The sequence below is a fragment of the Paraburkholderia sp. genome (assembly GCF_035501035.1).
In the GTDB taxonomy this organism is placed as follows: domain Bacteria; phylum Pseudomonadota; class Gammaproteobacteria; order Burkholderiales; family Burkholderiaceae; genus Paraburkholderia.
Genome location: NZ_DATJWR010000300.1, coordinates 14,441 through 35,431 on the forward strand (window position 1 = coordinate 14,441; position 20,991 = coordinate 35,431).

At 65.0% G+C, this 20,991-nt stretch carries 18 protein-coding genes; 10 read left to right on the plus strand and 8 right to left on the minus strand.

The window, feature by feature from the left end; genetic code table 11:
• Positions 1 to 731: 731 nt before the first annotated feature.
• Positions 732 to 1,559, plus strand: coding sequence for an AraC family transcriptional regulator (locus tag VMJ11_RS22155; RefSeq protein WP_325621783.1), 828 nt, complete (start codon positions 732 to 734; stop codon positions 1,557 to 1,559).
• Positions 1,560 to 1,583: 24 nt separating this feature from the next.
• Here the strand turns inward: VMJ11_RS22155 and VMJ11_RS22160 are convergent, their stop codons facing one another.
• Positions 1,584 to 2,171 (minus strand): LysE family translocator, encoded by a 588-nt coding sequence (locus tag VMJ11_RS22160; RefSeq protein ID WP_325621785.1) that lies wholly within the window; start codon positions 2,169 to 2,171, stop codon positions 1,584 to 1,586.
• Positions 2,172 to 2,378: 207 nt separating this feature from the next.
• Between VMJ11_RS22160 and cobF the strand changes: the two genes are divergently transcribed.
• Positions 2,379 to 3,152, plus strand: coding sequence for a precorrin-6A synthase (deacetylating) (gene cobF / locus VMJ11_RS22165; RefSeq protein ID WP_325621787.1), 774 nt, complete (start codon positions 2,379 to 2,381; stop codon positions 3,150 to 3,152).
• A gap of 61 nt (positions 3,153 to 3,213) precedes the next feature.
• Here cobF and VMJ11_RS22170 read toward each other — a convergent pair whose 3' ends face one another.
• From VMJ11_RS22170 to VMJ11_RS22185, 4 genes are all read right to left on the minus strand, one after another.
• Positions 3,214 to 3,921, minus strand: a complete 708-nt coding sequence (locus tag VMJ11_RS22170) for a PepSY-associated TM helix domain-containing protein (RefSeq protein ID WP_325621789.1) — start codon at positions 3,919 to 3,921, stop codon at positions 3,214 to 3,216.
• Complete coding sequence (locus tag VMJ11_RS22175; RefSeq protein ID WP_325621791.1) at positions 3,918 to 4,601, minus strand: Fe2+-dependent dioxygenase; 684 nt, start codon at positions 4,599 to 4,601, stop codon at positions 3,918 to 3,920. Before VMJ11_RS22175 ends, VMJ11_RS22170 begins: the two co-directional genes overlap by 4 nt.
• A gap of 93 nt (positions 4,602 to 4,694) precedes the next feature.
• Positions 4,695 to 7,040 (minus strand): TonB-dependent siderophore receptor, encoded by a 2,346-nt coding sequence (locus tag VMJ11_RS22180; protein ID WP_325621793.1) that lies wholly within the window; start codon positions 7,038 to 7,040, stop codon positions 4,695 to 4,697.
• Between the two features lie 237 nt (positions 7,041 to 7,277).
• On the minus strand, positions 7,278 to 8,264 hold the full coding sequence (locus tag VMJ11_RS22185; protein ID WP_325621795.1) for a LysR substrate-binding domain-containing protein: 987 nt from the start codon (positions 8,262 to 8,264) through the stop codon (positions 7,278 to 7,280).
• A 183-nt stretch (positions 8,265 to 8,447) separates the two neighbouring features.
• On the opposite strand from VMJ11_RS22185, the gene VMJ11_RS22190 reads away from it, so the two are divergent.
• Positions 8,448 to 9,740: a gallate dioxygenase gene (locus tag VMJ11_RS22190; protein WP_325621797.1), complete on the plus strand. Its 1,293-nt coding sequence runs from the start codon at positions 8,448 to 8,450 to the stop codon at positions 9,738 to 9,740.
• 329 nt (positions 9,741 to 10,069) lie between these two features.
• Here the strand turns inward: VMJ11_RS22190 and VMJ11_RS22195 are convergent, their stop codons facing one another.
• Positions 10,070 to 10,474 carry a type VI secretion system baseplate subunit TssF gene (locus VMJ11_RS22195; protein ID WP_414694451.1) on the minus strand — a complete coding sequence of 135 codons (405 nt, stop codon included), beginning with the start codon at positions 10,472 to 10,474 and terminating at the stop codon, positions 10,070 to 10,072.
• 1,194 nt (positions 10,475 to 11,668) lie between these two features.
• Between VMJ11_RS22195 and VMJ11_RS22200 the strand changes: the two genes are divergently transcribed.
• The 5 genes from VMJ11_RS22200 to VMJ11_RS22220 all read left to right on the plus strand — a co-directional run bounded on the left by VMJ11_RS22200 (position 11,669) and on the right by VMJ11_RS22220 (position 18,415).
• Positions 11,669 to 13,342 carry a methyl-accepting chemotaxis protein gene (locus VMJ11_RS22200; RefSeq protein ID WP_325621800.1) on the plus strand — a complete coding sequence of 558 codons (1,674 nt, stop codon included), beginning with the start codon at positions 11,669 to 11,671 and terminating at the stop codon, positions 13,340 to 13,342.
• 450 nt (positions 13,343 to 13,792) lie between these two features.
• The gene (locus VMJ11_RS22205; protein WP_325621802.1) at positions 13,793 to 14,038 is read left to right on the plus strand and encodes a hypothetical protein; all 246 of its coding nucleotides are present in this window, start codon (positions 13,793 to 13,795) and stop codon (positions 14,036 to 14,038) included.
• A gap of 322 nt (positions 14,039 to 14,360) precedes the next feature.
• Positions 14,361 to 15,350: a DedA family protein/thiosulfate sulfurtransferase GlpE gene (locus VMJ11_RS22210; RefSeq protein WP_325621804.1), complete on the plus strand. Its 990-nt coding sequence runs from the start codon at positions 14,361 to 14,363 to the stop codon at positions 15,348 to 15,350.
• Positions 15,351 to 15,396: 46 nt separating this feature from the next.
• On the plus strand, positions 15,397 to 17,145 hold the full coding sequence (locus VMJ11_RS22215) for an FAD-dependent oxidoreductase (protein WP_325621806.1): 1,749 nt from the start codon (positions 15,397 to 15,399) through the stop codon (positions 17,143 to 17,145).
• Positions 17,138 to 18,415: a winged helix-turn-helix domain-containing protein gene (locus tag VMJ11_RS22220; protein ID WP_325621808.1), complete on the plus strand. Its 1,278-nt coding sequence runs from the start codon at positions 17,138 to 17,140 to the stop codon at positions 18,413 to 18,415. Before VMJ11_RS22215 ends, VMJ11_RS22220 begins: the two co-directional genes overlap by 8 nt.
• A 37-nt stretch (positions 18,416 to 18,452) precedes the next feature.
• Here the strand turns inward: VMJ11_RS22220 and VMJ11_RS22225 are convergent, their stop codons facing one another.
• Positions 18,453 to 18,728, minus strand: coding sequence for a hypothetical protein (locus tag VMJ11_RS22225; protein ID WP_325621810.1), 276 nt, complete (start codon positions 18,726 to 18,728; stop codon positions 18,453 to 18,455).
• Between the two features lie 608 nt (positions 18,729 to 19,336).
• Here VMJ11_RS22225 and VMJ11_RS22230 point away from each other — a divergent pair.
• Both VMJ11_RS22230 and VMJ11_RS22235 read left to right on the plus strand, forming a co-directional pair.
• A complete protein-coding gene (locus tag VMJ11_RS22230) occupies positions 19,337 to 20,140 on the plus strand; it encodes a class I SAM-dependent methyltransferase (RefSeq protein WP_325621812.1) in 804 nt (267 codons plus the stop codon).
• 54 nt (positions 20,141 to 20,194) lie between these two features.
• Entirely contained in the window at positions 20,195 to 20,506 is a 312-nt protein-coding gene (locus VMJ11_RS22235) for a thioredoxin family protein (RefSeq protein ID WP_325621815.1), read from the plus strand.
• A gap of 66 nt (positions 20,507 to 20,572) precedes the next feature.
• On the opposite strand, the gene hpaR is transcribed toward VMJ11_RS22235, so the two are convergent.
• On the minus strand, positions 20,573 to 20,968 hold the full coding sequence (gene hpaR, locus VMJ11_RS22240) for a homoprotocatechuate degradation operon regulator HpaR (RefSeq protein ID WP_325621843.1): 396 nt from the start codon (positions 20,966 to 20,968) through the stop codon (positions 20,573 to 20,575).
• Between the last annotated feature and the right edge of the window lie 23 nt (positions 20,969 to 20,991).

Below are 20,991 nucleotides of genomic sequence, written 5' to 3' on the forward strand. Positions count from 1 at the left end.
CGCGCTATGCATGTGCTTCCAGGGATTCTAGTCTTTAGATTTTTGTCGCGGTTCTTGTCGTTTTGGCCTTTCCTTGTTTTCGTGTCGGTGTGCATGCGTTGCCCCTGTGCGGGGCGGCACCTACTTTTCTTTGCAGCGGCAAAGAAAAGTAGGCAAAAGAAAGCCGCTCACACCGCCAATGCTTCGCATAGCACCACCCGCCGTTTCTGGGAGTGGTGCCGGAGCATCTGTCACCTCGCACCCTTCACGTTAGTGACAAAGCGCTCATTCATCCCGCTGCGCGCTACGCGCGTCGCGGACGGGTCTGCGAGGGAAACCGGTTGTACCGTTCAGTCTTTCGTGAAAAAGGAAGCCCACCAATGGTTTGGGTTATGCCCATCGGCGCGCGAAGCGCCGCCGGAGGTATGAGCCCTTTGTCACTTCGTTTGAAGGCGAGTGATGACAGATGCTCCGGCACCACTCCGCGAGTGGGCGAGCGGTGCAAGGCGAAGCATTGGCGGTGTGAGCGGCTTTCTTTTGCCTACTTTTCTTTGCCGCTGCAAAGAAAAGTAGGTGCCGCCCCGCACAGGGGCAACGCTGGCACACCGACACGAAAACAAGAAAATGCCAAAACGACAAGAACCGCGAAAAAAAACCGCGCCCCGCGCGCGCCCCCAACCAAATCCCAAACCCGTACTAAGATACAACCTTCGCGCCGCGCCACGCGCGCGGCGATACCACCGAGGTCCTTCATGCCGCAACCCGCAACGCCCGACGCCCTGCCCTATTTCTGGCGCGACGCAGCCCTGCCGTTCATCGAAGTGCGCGCGATTGCCGACGGCCGCAAGGTCCGCTACGGCCGCCACGCGCACAGCACGTTCTCGATCGGCGCAGTGACGGGCGGCCGCAGCACCTACCTGAACGGCGAGACGCTCGCGCATGTGAGCGCGGGCGCGGTGGTGGTCGTCAATCCGGAAGTCGTGCACGCGTGCAACCCGGCCGCGGACGAAGCCTGGGCCTACCGCATGTTCTATCTCGACACGAACTGGCTCGCGAAGCTGCAGCACGAACTGGGCTTCGGCGCGCACGAAGGCTTCCGCCCGTTCGAACAGACCTTGACCTGGCAGCCCGATCTATTCGCGGGTCTCAACGCACTGTACGAGCTTATCGTCGATCCGCAGGAAACGCTCTTGCGCAAGGAAAGCGAGATCGTGGCGTATTTCACGAAGCTGCAGCAGTCGCTCAACCCCGCGCCGGCCTCGGCGCGCGAGCCCAATGACCGCCTCACGCGCGCCGCCGAATTCATCGACGCCAACTACACGCGCACGCTCAAGCTCGAAGAGATCTGCGCCGCCGCCGATCTTTCGCCATCCTATTTGATACGAGCGTTTCGCGAGCAGTACGGCATGACCCCGCACGCGTATGTCGTGAACCGGCGCATCGAGTTCAGCCGCGCACAATTGCGCCGCGGGCGCGCCATCGCCGAAGTCGCGGCGGAAGCCGGCTTCGCCGATCAGGCGCATCTGCAGCGCACGTTCCGCCAGTTCGTCGCCGCGACGCCGGGGCAGTACCGCGGCTGAACACTCCTCACGCGCCTGGCGTATTCAGGCAAGCGATAGCCAGATCGCACTGCCCGCCAGCAGCAGCGCCATCACGCGATTCATGAAACGCACGCGCGACGGTTTGCGCATGGCCTGGCGCAACGACGTGCCGGCCCACGCCCAGCACGCAATCGACACATAACACACGACGAAGTAGATCGCGGCGAACTGCCAGACGAGCGCTTTCTCGCCGGATGCCGCATACACGCCCATTCCCGCCACCGTGGCGAGCCATGCCTTCGGATTGAGCCATTGCATCATCGCCCCGATCAGCAGCGAAGGGCCGCGCGCCGCGCCCTCGGGGTCGATCCGGCCGTCGTCGGCGGCGAGCCGGTATGCGACGTACAGCAGAAACGCCACGCCAGCCCATTCGATCGCGCGCGTGAGAAACGGCCAGCGCGCGAGTAACTCGTGCATACCAAGGCCGACCAGCAGCAACAGCAGCGTAAAGCCGACCGTCGCGCCGGTAACGTGGCGCAGGCTCGCGCGCAGCCCATAGCGCGCGCCCGCGCTCAGCGCGACGACGTTGACGGGGCCGGGGGTAATGGAGGTGGCCAGCGCAAAGGCGGCCATCGACAAGGCAGTGCTCAAGGTTTTCCTCGCTACGCCGGTTGGCGATCGTTACCCGTGAGCCTAAGCATCCGAGCCGCGAACGTATTGAAGAAAATTGCCCATGCCGACAGCGCGCGGCCCTGGGGCGCAAGCGTGGCGCGATGCCGCAGCGAACTCGCGCTATCATTGCGCCGCGCAACTCGGTGGCACCGAGCTGCCCGACGACTCCCTTTCCGGAATTGCAACGTGAAAAAGATCCTCATCATCGGCATCGGCGCGGGCGACCCGAACTACCTGACCATGCAGGCCATCGAAGCGCTCAATGCCGCCGACGTGTTCTTCGTGATGGACAAGGGTCCCGCCAAGGACAAGCTCGTCGCGCTGCGCAAGGAAATCTGTGCACGCTTCATCAAGGACCACGATTACCGCATCGTGGAGGCGACGAGCCCCGAGCGGCGCCGCGACGAAGGCATCGACTACAAGGCCGCCGTGGACGAGCTCAATCGCGACAAGCAGCGCGTCTTCGAGCATCTGATCGAAAGCGAGCTGGCCGATGGCCAATGCGGCGCGTTTCTCGTATGGGGCGACCCGTCGCTCTACGACAGCACGATCCGCATTCTCGACGCGATCCTCGCCGAGGGGCGGCTCGCGTTCGACTTCGAAGTGATTCCCGGCATCAGCAGCGTGCAGGCGCTCGCGGCGAAACACCGCGTGCCACTCAATTTCATCGGCAAGCCGGTGAGCATCACGACGGGAAGGCGGCTCGCCGAAAGCGGTTTTCCGCAGGACGTGGAAAGCGCCGTGGTCATGCTCGACGCGCAGAACGCGTACACCCAGCTTGCGGGCGAAGCGCTCGACATCTACTGGGGCGCCTATGTGGGCACGCCCGACGAGATCCTGATGTCGGGGCGCCTGGAAGACGTGAAGGACGAGATCGCCCGCGTGCGCGCACAGGCGCGCGAAGCGAACGGATGGATCATGGACACCTATCTGCTGCGCAAGCGCGGCGTGAAGGACTGAAGCGCAGCGGGCGCGACGATCAACAGCGTTCGCGCGCACCAAGTCGTTACAACACGGGCGATCAGGCCAGCCCCACGCACACCGCCACGACAATCGAGCCGAACAGCAGCACGGCGCCCACCGTCTTGCGCTTGTTCAGTTCCGTCCACAGCAGTACGCCCGTGAGCGAAAGCAGAATGAGCGCGCCCGCGAAGCTGTCGATGAACAGCACCCAGCCAATGCTCATGCCCACGCCCTTGTGCAGGTTCGTGATCGTCGAGACGAGCGAGTTGTCGCTGCGCTTGAGGGTGAGCTTGTCGTTGCCCACCCAGTACTCCACCGTCACGCTCTCGCCCGGCGAGTTGAAACTCATCTGCCAGCGTTCGGGCTGCACGATGCGCCGGTCACCCCACGCCACCTCGCGCTCGGGCTCCTTCTGCATGCGGCCCGTGCGCGCGGGCAGCTTGAGATCCGGTTGCGAGCGCAACCACTTGATCATGTCGCGCGGCGTTTCGGGCGCGGGGTCGGGCATCGCGAGCTGCATCGTCGAAACCTGCGGCGCGCCCGGCGAGATGCGCAGCGGTTCAGTGCGGTGGTTGAGCACGAAACCGGTTGCGCCGAACAGCAGTCCAAGCACCGCCCCCCACAACCCCAACCAGCCGTGGACCTTGCGCAGCCACTTGATGAACGCTGCGCGGCGCGATCGCCTGGCACGCTCGTCACGCTGCTCGGCGTCGAGAGGCACGCGCGCCGCCGGCGCGTCGATCTCGGCAGTATCGGGAAAGCTCATGTTTCACTCCAGAGTCGCAGAAGATTGTGATAGCAGCCTACGAGGCTGCGCCGCGCCTCTACGTCGGCGTCGCTCGCGTTCAGGCGCTGGATCGCGGTGTCCATGTCGAAGAGCAGCGCACGTTTCGTGTCGTCGCGCACGAGGCTCTGCACCCAGAAAAAGCTCGCCACGCGCGCGCCGCGCGTGACCGGCCTCACCTGGTGCAGGCTCGTGGCCGGATAGACGATCATGTCGCCCAACGGCAGCTTCACCTCCTGCACGCCATAGGTGTCTTCGACCACCAGCTCGCCACCGTCGTATTCGTCGGGCGACGAGAGGAAGAGCGTGCAGGAGACATCGGTGCGCAACTTCACGCCGTTGGGCAGCACGCGCACCGCGCCGTCCACGTGGCTCCCGAACGTCATGCCGCCTTCATAGCGATTGAAAAGCGGCGGATACACCTGGTTGGGCAGCGCCGCGCTGATGAAAAGCGGATTGCGCTCGATGGCCGCGAGCACCACGTCGCCCAGCTCGCGCGCAATGGGCGTGTGCTCGGCGATCTGCTGGTTGCGCTTCACCGGCGCGCCGGACCAGCCGGCCGTGGCGCGGCCATCCACCCAGGCTTCGCCTGCGTGGTCGAGCCGCGTGCGCAGCGCGCGCACCTGCTCGGGTGTCAGTACGTTGGGAACGTGAACCAGCATTGTCGTTTCCTTCGTTACGCCGCTTTCGCGGCTGCGTTCATGCCGTCGCCCAAAAGCCCGCATGATGTGCGGAGCACTTCTCGCGTACGGTGATCAGAGGCGGTAGTCGAACGTCGCAAGGAGCGTTCGGCCGATGCCCGGGACCGAACGCCCGCCGTCCGACTGGATGAGGGCGTCATAGTAAAACTTGTTGGTGAGATTCAGCAGATTCAGCCGTACGTCCCACTTTTTCTCGCGGTACTCGGCCATCGCATCCCAGCGCGTGTAGCCAGGCGCCTCCACGTAATTCGTGTTCGCCGCGTAACGGGCGGACATATAAGTCGGGCCGCCGCCAATTTCCCAATGCGGCGCGAACGCATACGTGGTCCACAGCGTGAACGTGTTGCGCGGCGTGTTGGCCGGCGTGTTCCCCTGGGTGCCGTCGAGCGCCTTGAGGATCACGCCGTCCATATAGGTGTAGCCCGCGAACACCTGCCACTTGTCGGTGAGGTGGCCCGTTGCGCCCGCCTGGAAGCCGCGCACGCGAATGTCGCCTTCGAGCGTGTATTCGCCCGTCGAGGTTTGCGTGCGCGCGTTGTCCATTTCCTGCTGGAAGAATGCTGAGGTAACCGAAAGGTTGCCTCCCAGCAGATCCCACTTCGCGCCCACTTCATACGACTTCGTGTGCTCGGGCGCGAGGTTCTGCGTAGTGTTCGTGACCGTGAGCGCCTCGAGCGACGGATCGAACGACGTGCCGTACGAGAAGTAATACGACTGCCAGTCGGTTGGCTGATAGATCGCGCCCGCGCGCACGCTCGTGAAGGTGTTGGTCTGGTCCGCATAGAGCGGCGCGTTGATCGTGTTGGCGATGTGCGCCTGGAAGCGATCCCAACGCACGCCGCCAATGACCTTCCAGTGCTCGCCGATCGACATCGTTTCGTTGAAGTACGCCGCGAGCGTGGTCGCGCCCGACTCCGCGTGATTGCCCACTGTCTGCGTGACGTTCGAGGGCGTTGGAATGTACACCGGGTCGAGCAGCGAAAGAATCGGCAGGTTGTTGCGCGTATAGGCCTGGTTCGTGTAGCTGTCGTGCCCGACCTCGACGCCCGCGATCATGTCGTGCTTCAGGAAGCCCGTGGTGAACTTGTACTGCGCCATCGTATCGTTGTAGATCGAGTGGTTTTCGATCACGCGGTCGTGGCTCGCCAGCTTGATGTAGAGGTCCTCGAGCGGCAGGTTCGTGAAGTTGCCGTTCTTGAGCGCCGTGCTCGTGGCGAGCGGCCCCGTCAGCACCGCGCCCGGCGCGGTTTCGCGCGCATCGGTGAGCGAGTGCGAGAACTGCGTCTGGTTGCTGATCTTGAACTGGTCGTCGAATCTGTGATCCACCCGCGCCTGAACGGTCTGCACGTCCTGGATCGTGCGGTCGTCGGTGAGGCCGTAGAACGTGCTCTTCGATGGCGCGAACGGGCGGCCGTTGATCGCCTGCACGCCGTAGTCCGGCATGTCGTAGTTGTGCTGAATGAGCGCCGAGATCGTCACCTCGGTCGGCGTGCCGATACCAAAGCGCAACTCGGGCGCGAAGCCGTAGTCCTTGTTCTTCATCTCGTCGCGCGTCGAGCCCATCGACTGGCCGAAAGCGTTGAGCCGGAATGCGGCGTGATCGCCGATCGGCCGGTTCACGTCGAGCGTCGCGCGATAGCGGTCGCTGGTGCCTACCGTGGCCGAGACTTCGGTGAGCGGCGTGAGGTTCGCCTGCTTCGTGACCTGATTGATCACGCCACCCGTCGAGCCACGGCCGAACAGCATCGACGACGGACCGTAGAGCACTTCGATCGATTCGAGGTCGAAGGTGTCGCGGTAATACTGGTTGCGGTCGCGAAAACCATCGAGATAGATATCGTTTTGCGCCGTGAAGCCGCGCAGGTTGATGTTGTTGCCGATCTGGCCGCCTTCCGCGCCGCCGATCGTAATGCCGGGCGCGTTGCGCAGCGCGTCCTGGAACGACGTGGCGCCCTGCGACTGCATCACCGCCTTGTTGATGACCGTGACCGTCTGCGGAATGTCGCGCAGCGCCGTGGGCGTCTTCGCGCCGACGGTCGCACGGTCTGCCTGGAAGTCCTGATCATCGTTTTGGCTCGAGACGGAGATCGTGGGCAGTGTGGCGTTGTCGGTTGCCGGTGCCGCGGATTGGGACGCTTGAGCCGTTTGAGCCGTTTGAGCCGTTTGAGCCGATTGAGCCGTTTGAGCCGTTTGAGCTTGGGCTTGCGCCGCCTGCGCGGTCTGCCCGGTCTGGACGGCTAGCGCCGGTTGCGCGGCGGCGGGGTTGCCGGTGCTCGCCGAAGTTCGGGTGGCCGTCGAAGCGGCGGTGACAGCAGGCGCGCTCTGCGCGAGCGCGGGGGAGGCAAAAGGCAAAGCAAAAGCCAGCGCGAGCGCACTCGCGAGCGGCGTCCTGTTCAACATGAGGTCCCTGTGCAAGACAAAACCCGGCTGGGCAACGCGCACAAAGCTGGCGCGTGCGAAGCGGGTTGATTGGCTGGCTGGCCGCCCCAGGAGGACCGAGGAAATCGACGCTAAGCTGGCTGGTGTTGTTGTTTCGCCGCAGATTTATCCACGGGAAATGAGAATCGATATCATTTCACATGTTTCATCCGGTTTCAATCTCAATCGACATTTCAACAACACTTCCGGCGGCAGGCGCTACACGGCCTGCGAGCATGCACGCAGTTGATGCGAGAGCGCGGCGGTAGCGTCGTTGAGCGCGACAGTGCTGCGCCGAAGAATGCCGATAGGCTCCACGCCCTGCGGAGCCGGCACGTCGATCTGCACGAGCAGCCCAGCATCGATATCGCTTTGCGCGACACGCTGCGGCACGATCCACACGGCGTCCGAGCCGGCGACGATCAGGCGCGCCACGGAAGCCGACTGCGTTTCGATCGCGCCTTCGGGCACCGACAAACCGTGCGTCTCGAAGAACGCCTCGGTGTGATGACGCGGCGCCGTGCGCTCGCCTGCAATCACCAGCGGGAACCCGAGCACGGCATCGAGGGCGGGCGCCACGCCTTCGCCCGCAAGCGGGTGCCCCGCCCGCGCGACGACCCGTAGCGACTCCGTGTACAGGTACTCGAAGGAAACACCCTGCATCATGGCCGGCTCCGCCATCCGGCCCACCATCAGGTCGAGATCGCCGGCTTTCACTGCGCGCAAGAGTTCGGCGTTCGAATCGGTATGAATCTTCACGCCGACATGCGCAAAGAGCGCCTTGAAGCGCAGAAGCGCCTCGGGCACCAGCGCAGTCGCAACGGTCGGCAACGCGCCTAGCCGAACGGCTGGCACCGCGTGCGCTTCATGCCGCGCGAGCGCCGAGGCGGACGCCTCGACCGCGCGCGTTGCGTCGAGCGCGTAGCGCAGGAAGTGCTCGCCCTGCACCGTGAGCGCCGCGCCGTTCCTGCCGCGTTCGACGAGGCGCACGCCGGCCCATTGCTCCAGTTCCACGAGCGTCTTCGAAACGGCGGGCTGGCTCAAATGCAGGCGAGCCGCCGCCCGTGCGAGCGTGCGCTCCTGGGCAATTGCCACGAAGCAGTTCAAATGCCGAAGGCGCAGCCTCGATGCCAGTTGCCGCCGCGCCTCGTCCGCCGCGTCGCGGGCGGGGTCCGCGCGTTTAGTCAGTTTGGTGGCGGGTTTCACGGTCGCGTTCGTGGCCGCTTTCGTGGCGACCTTCGTGGCCGAATTCTTGCGAGATGGCGATTCGCTATTTTCCATAATCTGAAGTTATGGAATTTTGCCGAACAAGTCAATTTACTTAACCTGCCGTCAACCATACATTGTCGCCATCCATCGACACACACCCGACACAAGGAGCACGGAGACATGGCCACGATCGTTGGCGGCATCGCCGTTTCGCATACCCCGACCATTGGTTTTGCGCACGACGCGCACAAGGAACAGGAGCCGGCCTGGGCGCCGATCTTCGAAAGCTTCGAGCCGGTCAAGCGCTGGCTGCGCGAGCAGCAGCCGGACGCGATCGTCTACATCTACAACGACCACGTGACGTCGTTCTTCTTCGACCACTACTCAGCGTTCGCGCTGGGCATAGGCAGCGAGTACACGGTCGCCGACGAAGGCGGCGGCGTGCGCGACCTGCCCGGCATCGGCGGGCATCCGGCGCTTGCACGGCACATCGGCACGAGCCTCATGAGCGACGAATTCGACATGTCGTTCTTCCAGGACAAGCCGCTCGACCATGGCTTTTTCTCGCCCATGTCGGCGCTGCTGGAGCGCACGGCCACGGGCTGGCCCACGCGCGTGGTGCCGTTGCAGGTGGGCGTGCTGCAGTTCCCGATTCCCACGGCGCGGCGGTGCTACAAGCTCGGGCAGGCGCTGCGCCGCGCGATCGAGAGCTACCCCGAGGACCTGCGCGTCGTGGTGATGGCGACGGGCGGCCTTTCTCACCAGGTGCACGGCGAGCGTGCAGGCTTCAACAACGTGGACTGGGACCACCGCTTTCTCGACGCCATCACGAACGACCCGGAGGCGCTCGCCGAACTCACGCACGCGGAGTACGCGCAAGCGGGCGGGCTGGAAGGCGCGGAGGTCATCATGTGGCTCGTTATGCGCGGCGCACTGAGCGCCAGCGTGAAGACGGTGCACAGCGGCTACTACCTGCCTTCGATGACGGGCATCGGCACGCTCGTGCTCGAGAATGCCGCGATGGCGCCAGTTGGCGAGGCGCAGGCGCGGCACCGGCAGCACGTAGCGAGGCAACTGGCTGGCGCGCAGAAGCTGGCCGGCACGTATCCGTTCGGTCTCGAAGCGAGCCTGAAGGCGTACCGGTTGAACAAGTACTTGCACGCGATGATCGACGAGTCGCATCGCCGCGCGTTTCTCGCCGATCCTGAGCGCTCGTTTGCCGAGGCTGGGCTGACTGAAGAGGAAAAGGAACTCGTGCGCAGGCGCGATTGGCGTGGGTTGATTCATTATGGCGTGATCTTCTTCGTGCTGGAGAAGCTCGGCGCAGTGATCGGGACTTCTAACCTTCATATCTACGCGGCCATGCGTGGGGAAACGCTCGAGGATTTTCTCAAGACGCGCAATACGCGAGTGCTCTATTCGGTGGCGGGAGATGTGGGAGGGGCCGAGGAGTGGCGGGAGGGAGCGCAGTAGGCGATTGTGCGAGGGCCGGTGGGCACCCAAAGCATCCCTTTAATGGCTATGTTGCTCGATGCGGTGGATTTGCGCAGGTCCTCGCCGTCGTTGGTGAGTATCGATTTCCTGGTGAGCAGGGGACTCTTCTCGAATTTCCAGAAGGCTGCCAGCCAAGGACGGATTGAAAATGGTCGAAAAAATTGCCTTCATCGTATCTACTGCTTTAATTTTCACTCCTTGTGTCGGCTTTGTCGCGGTAACAACGAGACGTTCAGTGCTCGGGAATCGCATCGCTGATGACCTCCAGCGCACGCGGCTGCGTGTTCCATGTCATCCGTGATCCTCCATCAGAAGACACCGCGCGTACCGGTAGGCATCGGCCAGGTGAACACCGCCCCTCGCTGGGTGGTGCAGTAGGTGGTGCGGGTAAAGGAATGCTGCGAGACGTGCCGCGCAACGTAGCGCTCCAGCGCCAGCGCGAATGCAAAGGGCGACCAGCCATCGGTGCGCGATTCATCGAACGTGAGCGTGACCGCAAGGCCGCGCGTCAGATGCAGGTCGTCCGCCCAGCGGTGCATGTCATGGACCACCTTCACGCTCGCGCCCACGAGGCTGTCAAGGAACCGAGCCATTGACGGGTCCCCGGCACCAAGGTATGGGCGCAGCATCTGACGCAGCCCAGCTAGCGTTTGGGAAATTTCGATTCCACGGACACATTTCCATATATAGTTCGTTATGCGAAGTAAATAGATAAATTCCCCGTACCAGCAAACGAACGATTATGTGACGCAGCAAGTCACCCGGTGCTCACAGCCAGAGGGAATGTTGCGGTGGATCGGAGAACTGGATCAGTGCCTGGCTGGCAGAAATTCGGGATAGCGGATTGTGGCCAGCTTTACCATTTCACTGAGCGGGTTCATCGCGCCGACTCACTCGTCGCAGGTTGCCCGCTCTCGATCCCATCCGAGACGCGCAAAATGCCCTTCAGGTATGTAAGACAGCTTTGCGACAACCCAGACAGGCGCGCACCTGCATCAGCCGGTTCTTCCTTGGCGATGCGGCCAGGCAAGGCAGGTTGATGTACATGGCGTCCGCCGGTTCTGAAATCTGCACATTCCCAACAAGGAACGGGGGTAAGCGGGCACCGAACAGGGCCGGCACCGGCGCGGACCCAATCCGGAGGGCAGGTCGTGACTCGTCAGGCATCAACTAATACCACCATCCACCATCCGATTTCTCCGGTAACGCGAGACGTTCTGCCAGCCACGATTTGTCCACAAATTTTGTTGGCAGCCCTGCACACAACCTCTGGACAGCGAACCCAAGTCCCTGATCGAAAACGGTAACTGTCCGAACGTCAAGCAAGTTGCAAGCTTTCACAGCGGCAGGCCTAATGTCTTGCGTGGCTCGCAACCCGCGAGTACCTCGCCGGGCATCAGAACATGCCCTCAGCCACCACCCGATTTCCCCGGCAACGCGAAGCACCCCATACACCGCGATTTGTCCACAAATATAGTGGGTAGCCCTGTGCGTAACCCCGGGAAGATCGCATCAAGTCCTTGACGCGCTTCGGATAATGCCCAGCGTTCCCAATCGCAGCATCACGGCCCGAAGCAGTCGAAAAGCCACCGCGCTTTTCCACAGTTTTTGTTGGCAGCCCTGTGCATAACTTCTGGACAGCGAAGCTAAGTCCCTGATCGCAAACATCAATGGTGCGCGCGACAGAGAAGTTGCACGTTTTCGAGGCAACGGACTTGTCCACAGTTCAAGTGCACAAGTCTGTGCATACACCCCCCAACATCCCACCCAATCCATTGATCGCACAACGGATTTTCCCGTTGCCCGCGGATCGCCTCCCGCCTGCTCAAATCCCTAAAGTTCGTAGGGGAAAAGCCGTTAACCCTCCAGTGTCGTTGGGTCTCAAGCGGCCCTCTCGAAGGAATCTCATGCGCAACAATCAGCCCGTCACGCAGCAGGAATTCGACTATCCCGCTTCGCAGATGCTCGTCTCGGCCACCGATCTCAAGGGCCGCATTCAATACTGCAATCCCGCTTTCATCGCGGTGTCCGGTTATACGAAAGAAGAACTGATCGGCAAGCCGCACAACATCATCCGTCATCCCGACATGCCGGCCGAAGCGTTCGCCGACCTGTGGGAGACCATTCGCGAAGGCCGGCCCTGGACCGCGCTCGTAAAGAACCGCCGCAAGACCGGCGATCACTACTGGGTGCAGGCGAACGTCACGCCCGTCTCCGAGCAAGGCACCTTGGTCGGTTATCTGAGCGTGCGCGTGAAGCCCACGCGCGAGGAGGTCCGCCAGGCCGAGGCGCTTTATGCGCAAATGCGCGAAGGCCGTCTGCACGGCGTGCGACTGCGCCATGGCGCCGTGGTTCGCACGGGCGTGATCGGCGCGCTGCAGTCGCTGATGCGCGTGCCCGTCGCCACGCGCATCGCCTTCGGCTTTGGCGCGGTGCCCGCCGTCTTCGCCGCGACCGGCTTCGCCGCCTGGCAAGGATTGCCGCCGCTGCCGTTCTGGGGCGCGTTCGGCGCGGCCTGTGTCTGCGCCTTCGGGGCCTGGCGTCTCACCACGCGCCACCTCGGCGCGCCGCTCGCGCAGATGGCAACCGCTTCCACGCGCATGGCCGCCGGCGACCTCACGGCCACGCTCGCGATCGCCACGAACGACGATCTCGGCGACGTGCTCCAGGCGCTCAATCAATTGCAGGCCAATCTCACGGCGATCGTTTTCGACGTGCGCTCGCAGATCGACGGGATGCTCGACGCCGCGCACGAAATTTCCAGCGGCAATCTCGATCTTTCGCGCCGCACCGAAATGCAGGCCGCCTCGCTCGAAGAAACCGCCGCCACGATGGATCAGCTGACGACCACCGTGCAGGCCAACGCCGAGGCCAGCGCCCGCGCGCTCGATCTCGCGCGCGACGCCCAGGCCGCCGCTGCCGAAGGCGGCTCGATCGCGGCGCAAATGGAGCACACGATGGTGGGCATCACCGAGGCGTCGCAGCGCATTGCCGACATCACGGGCGTGATCGACGGCATTGCGTTCCAGACCAACATTCTCGCGCTGAACGCCGCCGTCGAGGCCGCGCGCGCCGGCGAGGCGGGCCGCTCGTTCGCCGTGGTGGCGGGCGAGGTGCGCATGCTCGCGCAGCGCTGCGCGGCGTCGGCCAAGGAGATCAAGCAGGTCGTCGACGCCAGCGTGAGCGAGATCGCCGAGGGCACGAGGCTGGTTGGCAACACGACGGCGCAAATGCGCTCGATCGACGAAGCGGTGAGCCGCGTCTCGTCGATCATCGTCGAGGTCGCGAATGCGAGCGGCGAGCAGGCCGAGGGCATCCGCCAGGTCAACCAGGCGGTCGCGCATCTGGACAGCGCGACGCAGCAGAACGCCGCGCTCGTCGAACAGGCCGCCGCCACGGCACAGCGTCTCGCCGAGCAAGCCGACGTGCTCGACGAAGCCGTGCGGCTCTTCACCGTGGCGGGCGTCCAGCCGGCGGCGCGCTCGCCGTCCGCTCGTTCCTCCGCACGCCACCCCGCAAGCCATCAGCCGGTTCGCGCGGCGAACGTCGCTGCCGAGGCGGCCGAGGACATCGCGGCGTAAGTCTCGAAGCGGGCGCCGCCACGCGGCGGGCATCTAGCGGCACGCGTGCGCCGATTGGTCAGAGGGATCGGCGTTCGCCCCATCTCGACGCTGCCACGGTCGAGCGTCACCATGCGAACCGTCGGCAACCCGCACCGCAGGCTTGCTGATCGAGTAACAATGGCGTTTTGACGGCCTGCCCGGGCGAGCCGTTTTTTCTGGGGCGCACGTCCCGGCCCGACACCGGCGTGTTTCGCAACCATGACAATGGTGCAACGCGCAACGCATTTCGCAAGGGCCGTTGCGGGGCGAGCAAAAATGGAGCGTCGTGGCGGCGAGTCGCGTTAAACTGGCTGGCCAGGATCGCGGCACGGCGACCTTGCTGTGTGCGGCTACGCTCACTCGCTAAAAGACGCCGCGCGGCCGACCCCGTACAATGGCTCGACCACCCAACGCACGAGGACAACATCAATGCGCACGACCGGGTCTTCCGGAAACATGACCCTGCTCACCGAGCATGACGACGCGACCGGGCGCGAACTGCGTTCACTGCGCCTCGAATCGGCGGCCGACGGCAAAAGCCTCTTGCTGGTCGAAGTCGACGAGCGCAAGCCGGGCATGCATCGCGAAGTGCGTTACGAAATCACGCCGGCTGAGCTGATCGCAGCAATTCGCGCGCAAGGCGCGGAGCTGCCTGGGGAAACGCACACGCGCTAAGCGCGCGCATTCAAGCAGCGGACAAGTGGCGCGCATGCAATTGCACGCCGCTTGCCCGCTGCGTTCTGTCGTCTCGTTTCAATCCGGCGCTTTTTTCACACGCGTGCCGCGCGTGACAGGCCGGCTCACGTGCGCTCGAGCACGAGCGGTCGTGATGCCCCGGCCCGACGGGGCTTGAGGTGGGTTCAGGCGCACGCACTTCGCTGCTCTCGCGCACGGCGCGCGCAGCCCCGCTTGCACGCCTTCGAAATGCGTCCATAATCTTTACGTTACCCTCCAATCTTTCCCGTTTCCCCGCTCAAGGCGCAACGGAAGTAAGCCGATGCTACATGACCTCATCGCGCACTACGGGCCTGCGCTGGTGTTCATCAATGTGCTCGCCGGATCGCTCGGGCTGCCCGTGCCCGCGATGCCCGCGCTCGTGTTGTTCGGCGCGATGGCGGCCATGCATCCCGGTTCGATCGGCCAGCAAGTGGCGCCGGTGATCGTGCTCTCCATCTTCGCCACGCTCATTGGCGACAGCGTCTGGTTTCTGGCCGGGCGTCTCTATGGCGGCAACACGCTCAAGACGCTCTGCAAGCTCTCGCTCTCGCGCGACACGTGCGTGAAGAAGACCGAACGCTTCTTCGGCCGCTGGGGCGTGCGCGTGCTCGCCATCGCCAAGTTCGTGCCGGGGCTTTCGATCGTCTCCGTGCCGATGGCGGGTGCGATGGGCGTGTCCTACCGGCAGTTCGTCGGCTTCGACGGCATTGGCGCGGCGCTGTGGTCCGGCACCGGCCTGCTGATCGGCGTGCTGTTCGCACCGCAGATCGACATGATGCTCGCCGGCGCGAGCCGCCTTGGGCGCATGGCAGCGGTCGTGGTGGTCGTGCTCCTGCTGCTGTACGCGACTTACCGCTGGCAGCGCCGCCGCCAGCTCATCAAGAAGCTCGCCAGAGCCCGCATTACAGTGGACGATCTCTACCACGCGATGGGCGGCAAGCCGCCGCCCGTGGTGTTCGACATTCGCTCGGAGGAAAAGCGCAAGCTCGATCCGTACATCATTCCGGGCGCGCTCTTCGCCGACGAACGCCAGCTCAACGAGATCCTCGAGAAATATCCGCGCGATCAGAAGCTCGTGATCTACTGCTCGTGCCCCAATGAAATTTCCGCGGCCTGGATGGCCAAGCAACTCGTCGAGGCCGGCTTTTCCGATGTGCTGCCGCTGCTCGGCGGCCTCGACGCGTGGCGCGATGCCGGCCGCACGCTCGAGTCGCTGAAGGTGGAGGCCGCCTCCGAAGTCCCGGTCAACATTACGCCTAGAGCTGTCTGATCCGGGCGGCCCGCTCCCGAGCCGCCCGCACGAGGAGAACCGCCAGATGGGCACGATCACCGAAGCCGAGGTTCCCGATTCCGAGGTGCCTCCTTCCGCGAGCCGCCACTCCGATACGCAGCCGCAACCCGCGGAAGCGCCGTTCTCGACGCTTTCCACGCGGCGCCACCAGATGTTCCCGCAGCTCACCGACGACGAGATCGCGCGCCTCGCGCGCTTCGGCGAGCAACAGCACTGGGCAGCGGGCGAAATGCTCTTTCGCACGGGCGAAACCGGCCCCGGCATGTTCGTGCTGCTCTCCGGTTCGGTCAAAGTGTTCCAGCGCGACGGGCTCGGTCGCGAGCGGCTCATCGTCGAGCATGGGCGCGGCCATTTTCTTGCCGAAGTGGGCCAGCTTTCGGGCGGCCCGGCGCTCGTCGACGGCGTTGCGCTCGAACCCGTCGATGCGATCCTGATTCCACCGGAGCGGCTGCGTGCGGCCATCGTCGCCGAAGCCGAGCTCGGCGAGCGCATCGTGCGCGCGCTGATCCTGCGCCGCGTCTCGCTGATCGAAAAGGGCGCGGGCGGCCCGATTCTCGTCGGCAAGCACAACGATCCCGCACTCATTTCGCTGCAAGGCTTCCTCGCGCGCAACGGCCATCCATATTCCCTGCTCGACGAGCGCGACGAAAACATGCTCTGCGTGATCGAGCGCTTCGCCGCGCGCTGCGAGGACCTGCCGCTCGTGATCTGCCCTGATGGCACGGTGCTGCGCCATCCCACTTCGCCCGAAATGGCCACGTGTCTCGGCATCCTGCCCGAGCTCGACGGCCAGCGCGTCTACGACGTCGCCGTGGTGGGCGCGGGCCCCGCCGGCCTTGCGACGGCGGTCTATGCGGCGTCCGAGGGCCTTTCGGTGATCGTGCTCGACGCGCGCGCGCCGGGCGGCCAGGCGGGTGCGAGCTCGCGCATCGAAAACTATCTGGGCTTTCCCACCGGCATTTCGGGCCAGGCGCTCGCGGGCCGCGCATTCGTGCAGGCGCAGAAGTTCGGTGCGCACGTCGCGATTCCGGTGACGGTGCGCGCGCTGCACTGCGAGGAAGAACCGCGCCGCCTCGAAACCTGCAGCGGCGACGTGCGCGCCCATACCGTGGTGATCGCGAGCGGCGCGGTGTACCGCAAACCCGCCATCCAGGGCCTCGACCGATATACCGGCCGCGGCGTCTACTACTGGGCCTCGCCGGTCGAGGCGAAGCTGTGCAAGCACGAGAACGTGGTGCTCGTGGGCGGCGGCAATTCGGCGGGCCAGGCCATCGTCTATCTCTCCACGCATGCGCGCCAGATCGACGTGCTGATCCGCAAGACCGGCTTCGAATCGACGATGTCGCGCTACCTGATCGACCGCATCGCCTCGCTCTCGAACGTGATGGTGCATCCGCACAGCGAGATCGGCGGGCTCGGCGAGGACGACAGCGGCCTCGCCTCGGTTTTGCTCAAGCAACCGTGCCCGGAAGGCATCGACCATTTCGACTCGCGCCACCTCTTCCTCTTCACCGGCGCGGACCCGAACACGGGCTGGCTGCGCGCGTGCGGCGTGGCGCTCGACCCGCACGGCTTCGTGCTGACCGGCGACGGCGACGCGTCGTGCAGCCTCGCGACTTCGGTGGAAGGCGTCTACGCAATCGGCGACGCGCGCGCGGGCTCGACCAAGCGCGTGGCGGCGGCGGTGGGCGAAGGCGCGGCCGTGGTCGCGCAGATCCATCAACGGCTCGCCACGCTGCGGCCGGTGACGGTGGCAGCGGGCGTCCATGCGTGAGCGCAGTCCGGATATTGCGGAAACGAGCGCGATTGCCGAGGCCAGCCCACACTGCCACACGCTGACACTGCCGCTCGCTGCGGCGCGCACGCTGCACCTCGCGGCGCAGGGGCTGCTCACGCCGCCGCGCCGCAAGGCCACGAAAGACGACGTGCTCGAGGCGATCCGCCGCATGGCGCAACTGCAAATCGACACGATCCACGTGGTCGCGCGCAGTCCTTACTTCGTGCTGTTCAGCCGCATCGGCGCATTCGAGGCGGCCTGGCTCGACGCGCATCTCGCCGAGGGCCGGCTCTTCGAATACTGGTCGCACGAGGCGTGCTTCGTGCCGATCGAAGACTACGGGCTACTGCGCCATCGCATGCTCGACCCTTCCAGCATGGGCTGGAAATACGCGGCCGAGTGGCACGCCAAATACCGCGACGAAATCGCAGCGCTGCTCGAACATATCCGCGCCGAGGGCGCCGTGCGTTCCGCCGACTTCGCTCGCGCCGAAGGCGACAAGCGCAGCGGCTGGTGGGACTGGAAGCCGGAGAAGCGCCACCTTGAAGTGCTGTTCGCGACCGGCGCGCTGATGGTGGCCGAGCGGCGCAACTTCCAGCGCGTGTACGACGTGGCCGAGCGCGTGCTGCCGAACTGGAGCGACGCGCGCGACCTGCCGAAGCGCGCCGACGCGGAGCGCGCGCTGCTCTTGCGCACCTGCCGCGCGCTCGGCGTGATCCGCGCGGTCTGGGCCGCCGACTACTACCGGCTGCCGCGCCGCTCTTATGCCGAGGCACTGCACGCGCTCGCCGACGCGGGCGAGCTGCAGCCGGTGCGCGTAGAAGGCTGGAAACACGAAGCGTTCGTGCATCGCGACTACGCGACGCTCATCGACGATGCCGCGAGCGGCAAGCTCGCCTCCACGGTCACGACGCTGCTCTCGCCGTTCGATCCGGTGGTGTGGGACCGCAAGCGCGCGGTCGCGCTATTCGATTTCGACTACGCGATCGAATGTTATCTGCCGGCTTCGAAGCGCAAGTACGGTTATTTCGCACTGCCGATCTTGAACCGCGGGCGGCTGATCGGGCGCATCGACGCGAAAGCGCATCGCACGCAACGGGTATTCGAGGTGAAGTCGCTGCATCTGGAGCCCGACGTGCGGGCGAGCGGCCGTCTGGTGACCGATTTGCGCCGGGCGCTGCAGCGTTGCGCGGAATGGCACGGCACGCCGCAGCTGAACATAGGCGCCGCGCCGGACGGCCTGGCGGCCGCCCTGCTGGCTTCGTGAGCGTGCGGTTGCGAAGCGCCGCACGCGGTGGCGGTAGTCAGTGCTCGAGCTTGGCGCGCAATTCGCGCGCGGCTTCGAGGAGCCCTTCGTAGCCCGAGCGCGCGTGCTGGGGCAAGTCCGGATCGCCCACCAGCGCCCCCAGTGTTTCGACGAGGCTGAAGACGAGGCCCTTGGCCGCGCCCGCCGCGATCTTGCCGGATTTCACGCCTTCGTCGACGTGGGAAAGCGCAGCGTTCAGACTCTCCAGATCCGGTTGTGGCGCCCCGGCGCCAGGCGTTTGAGCGTCCTGCTTTTGCGTGTCGTCGCTCGTCATGATGAACCCTATCCCCTTGCTGAACAGTAGTCGAAAGAATCCCGCACCTGCTTTCTGTTATATACCCATCGCGTGCGGGCGTCCATCCGAAGCCGGACGGCAGGCGGCGCTCTGGGCAACGCGCAGCGCACTCCCGAATCTTCTCACCTTTGCCGCCCGCATGACGTTACAGCGGGCGCGGCCGCTTGTCGCCTTGTCGGGCAAGGTATGGAAAAACGCCTTGAAATCAGGCCTAAAGTGCGTTTCGTTTCATTTTGCGGCTGGCGCCATATCCCGCTTCACCCGTACGCCGCGCGTGCGTCGAGCCGCTCCCGAAAGCACTCACCTTTGCTCGCCGAAGCGTGGATTCGTCTCGCTCCGAGTGCGGCCGGCGATCAGGCAGCGCTCACCTCATCGCACGTCAGAATGCAGTTTTAGGCCTGTTTTCAGGGTACTTTCGTGAAACAGCGCCTCGCGGTCGAACGCGCGCGCTTCGACCAAAGGTGCGCATTCACGCACCGGCTTGCTCACTCCCGAAAAGCCTCACCTTCCGCTCTTGCGTGCCTTGACGCCGCTCTCGCGCCTCTCCAGACTGTGCGGGTCCTCACGTCCACAGGCTCGTCCGCGCCATGAGTCACGTCACGCCGTTCATTCCCGATCGCTTTCGTCACGCCGCGCAGCACTACCTGAGCGGCCGCCCCGCCTACTCGCCCGCCTTGATCCGCCGCGTGGCGCAGCATGTCGGCCTCGACGGCTCGCAGCGCCTGCTCGATCTCGGCTGCGGCCCGGGCCAGCTTTCGCTCGCGTTCGCCAGTTGGGTGGCGCAAGCCGTTGCCGTCGACCCCGAGCCGGCCATGCTGGAGATCGCCGCGCAACTCGGCGCCGGCATCGCGCCGAACATCGCCTACCGCCAGGGCAGTTCGTACGACCTCGGCCCCGAGTTCGGCACGTTCCATCTCGCCGTGATCGGCCGCGCGTTTCACTGGATGGATCGCACCGACACGCTCGCGCGCCTCGACACCCTTCTCGCGCCGCGCGGCGCCGTCGCGCTGTTCAACACCTCGCATCTCGACGATCCGCTGCGCCCATGGGCACGCGAATATCGCAACCTGCTCGATCATTACGCCGATACGGACCCGACCCGCGCGCTGCGCAAGTCGGCGGAATGGGAAAGCCATCTCGACGTACTCGCGCGCTCCGCGTTTGCAGCGCTCGAACGCATCTCGGTGGTCGAATACCGGCGCGTGAGCGCCGCGCAATTGAAGGCGCGCCCGCTTTCGATGTCGAGCCTCTCGCGCGAGCGCCTGGGCGAGCGTCTCGACGCCCTGCTCGCCGACATCGACGCGCTCGTGGCCGCGCACGCCGAGGACGATGGCTGCCTCGTCGAGCGCATCGAATCGACGGCGACCATCGCCACGCGTGTGCACGCCTGAACGAAGCCGCGCGATGCGGTATCGTATGCAGATGCCAACGCATGGAATCCCACCATGAGCTACGCCACGAATGCGCCCGCCCGCAAAGAAATCGACGCGCTCAGCGGGCCCGCCGTCATCGAGTTCGGCACCGACTGGTGCGGGTATTGCCAGGGCGCGCAGCCGCTGATCGGCGCGGCCTTCGAGCGCAACCCGCAGGTGCGCCACCTGAAAGTCGAGGATGGACCTGGCCGCGCGCTGGGCCGCTCGTTTCGCGTGAAGCTCTGGCCCACGCTGATCTTCCTGCGCAACGGCGTGGAAGTCGCGCGCGTGGTGCGCCCGCAGAACGCCGCCGAGCTAGATGAAGCTTTCGCCACGCTCGGTTAGCCCACCCAAGCGGCCCGGCCTCACCGTGCCGGCCGCTCCCGTAAAGTCTCACCTCACGCACCGCGCTCACTCCAGCCCGGCGAGCAGATCGTCGATCGCGCGGTAGACGCGCTCGACCACCTCCGGTCCCACCTCCTCTTCGAGCGCCTTGTAGCGCGCCTCCAGATCCTTCGAAATCGCCTTCACTAGCTGATGGCTTTTCCTCGTGAGCGAGACGAGCACGCGGCGCTGGTCGTCGGCGAAACGCTCCTTCGTCACGAGCCCGAGCGCCTCCATGCGTGCGAGCACGCCCGCCATGCTCGGGCTGGAAATCGTGCACAGCTCGGAAATCTGCCGCGGCTCGAGCGGCCCCGTTTCGTTGAGCGCGCGAATCACGCGCCACTGCTGCTCGGTGAGCCCGTGCGAGGTGATCAGCGGGCGAAAGCGCTCCATCATTTTTTCGCGCGCGCGCAAGAGCAGCATGGGCAGGTTGCGGTGCGCAACGC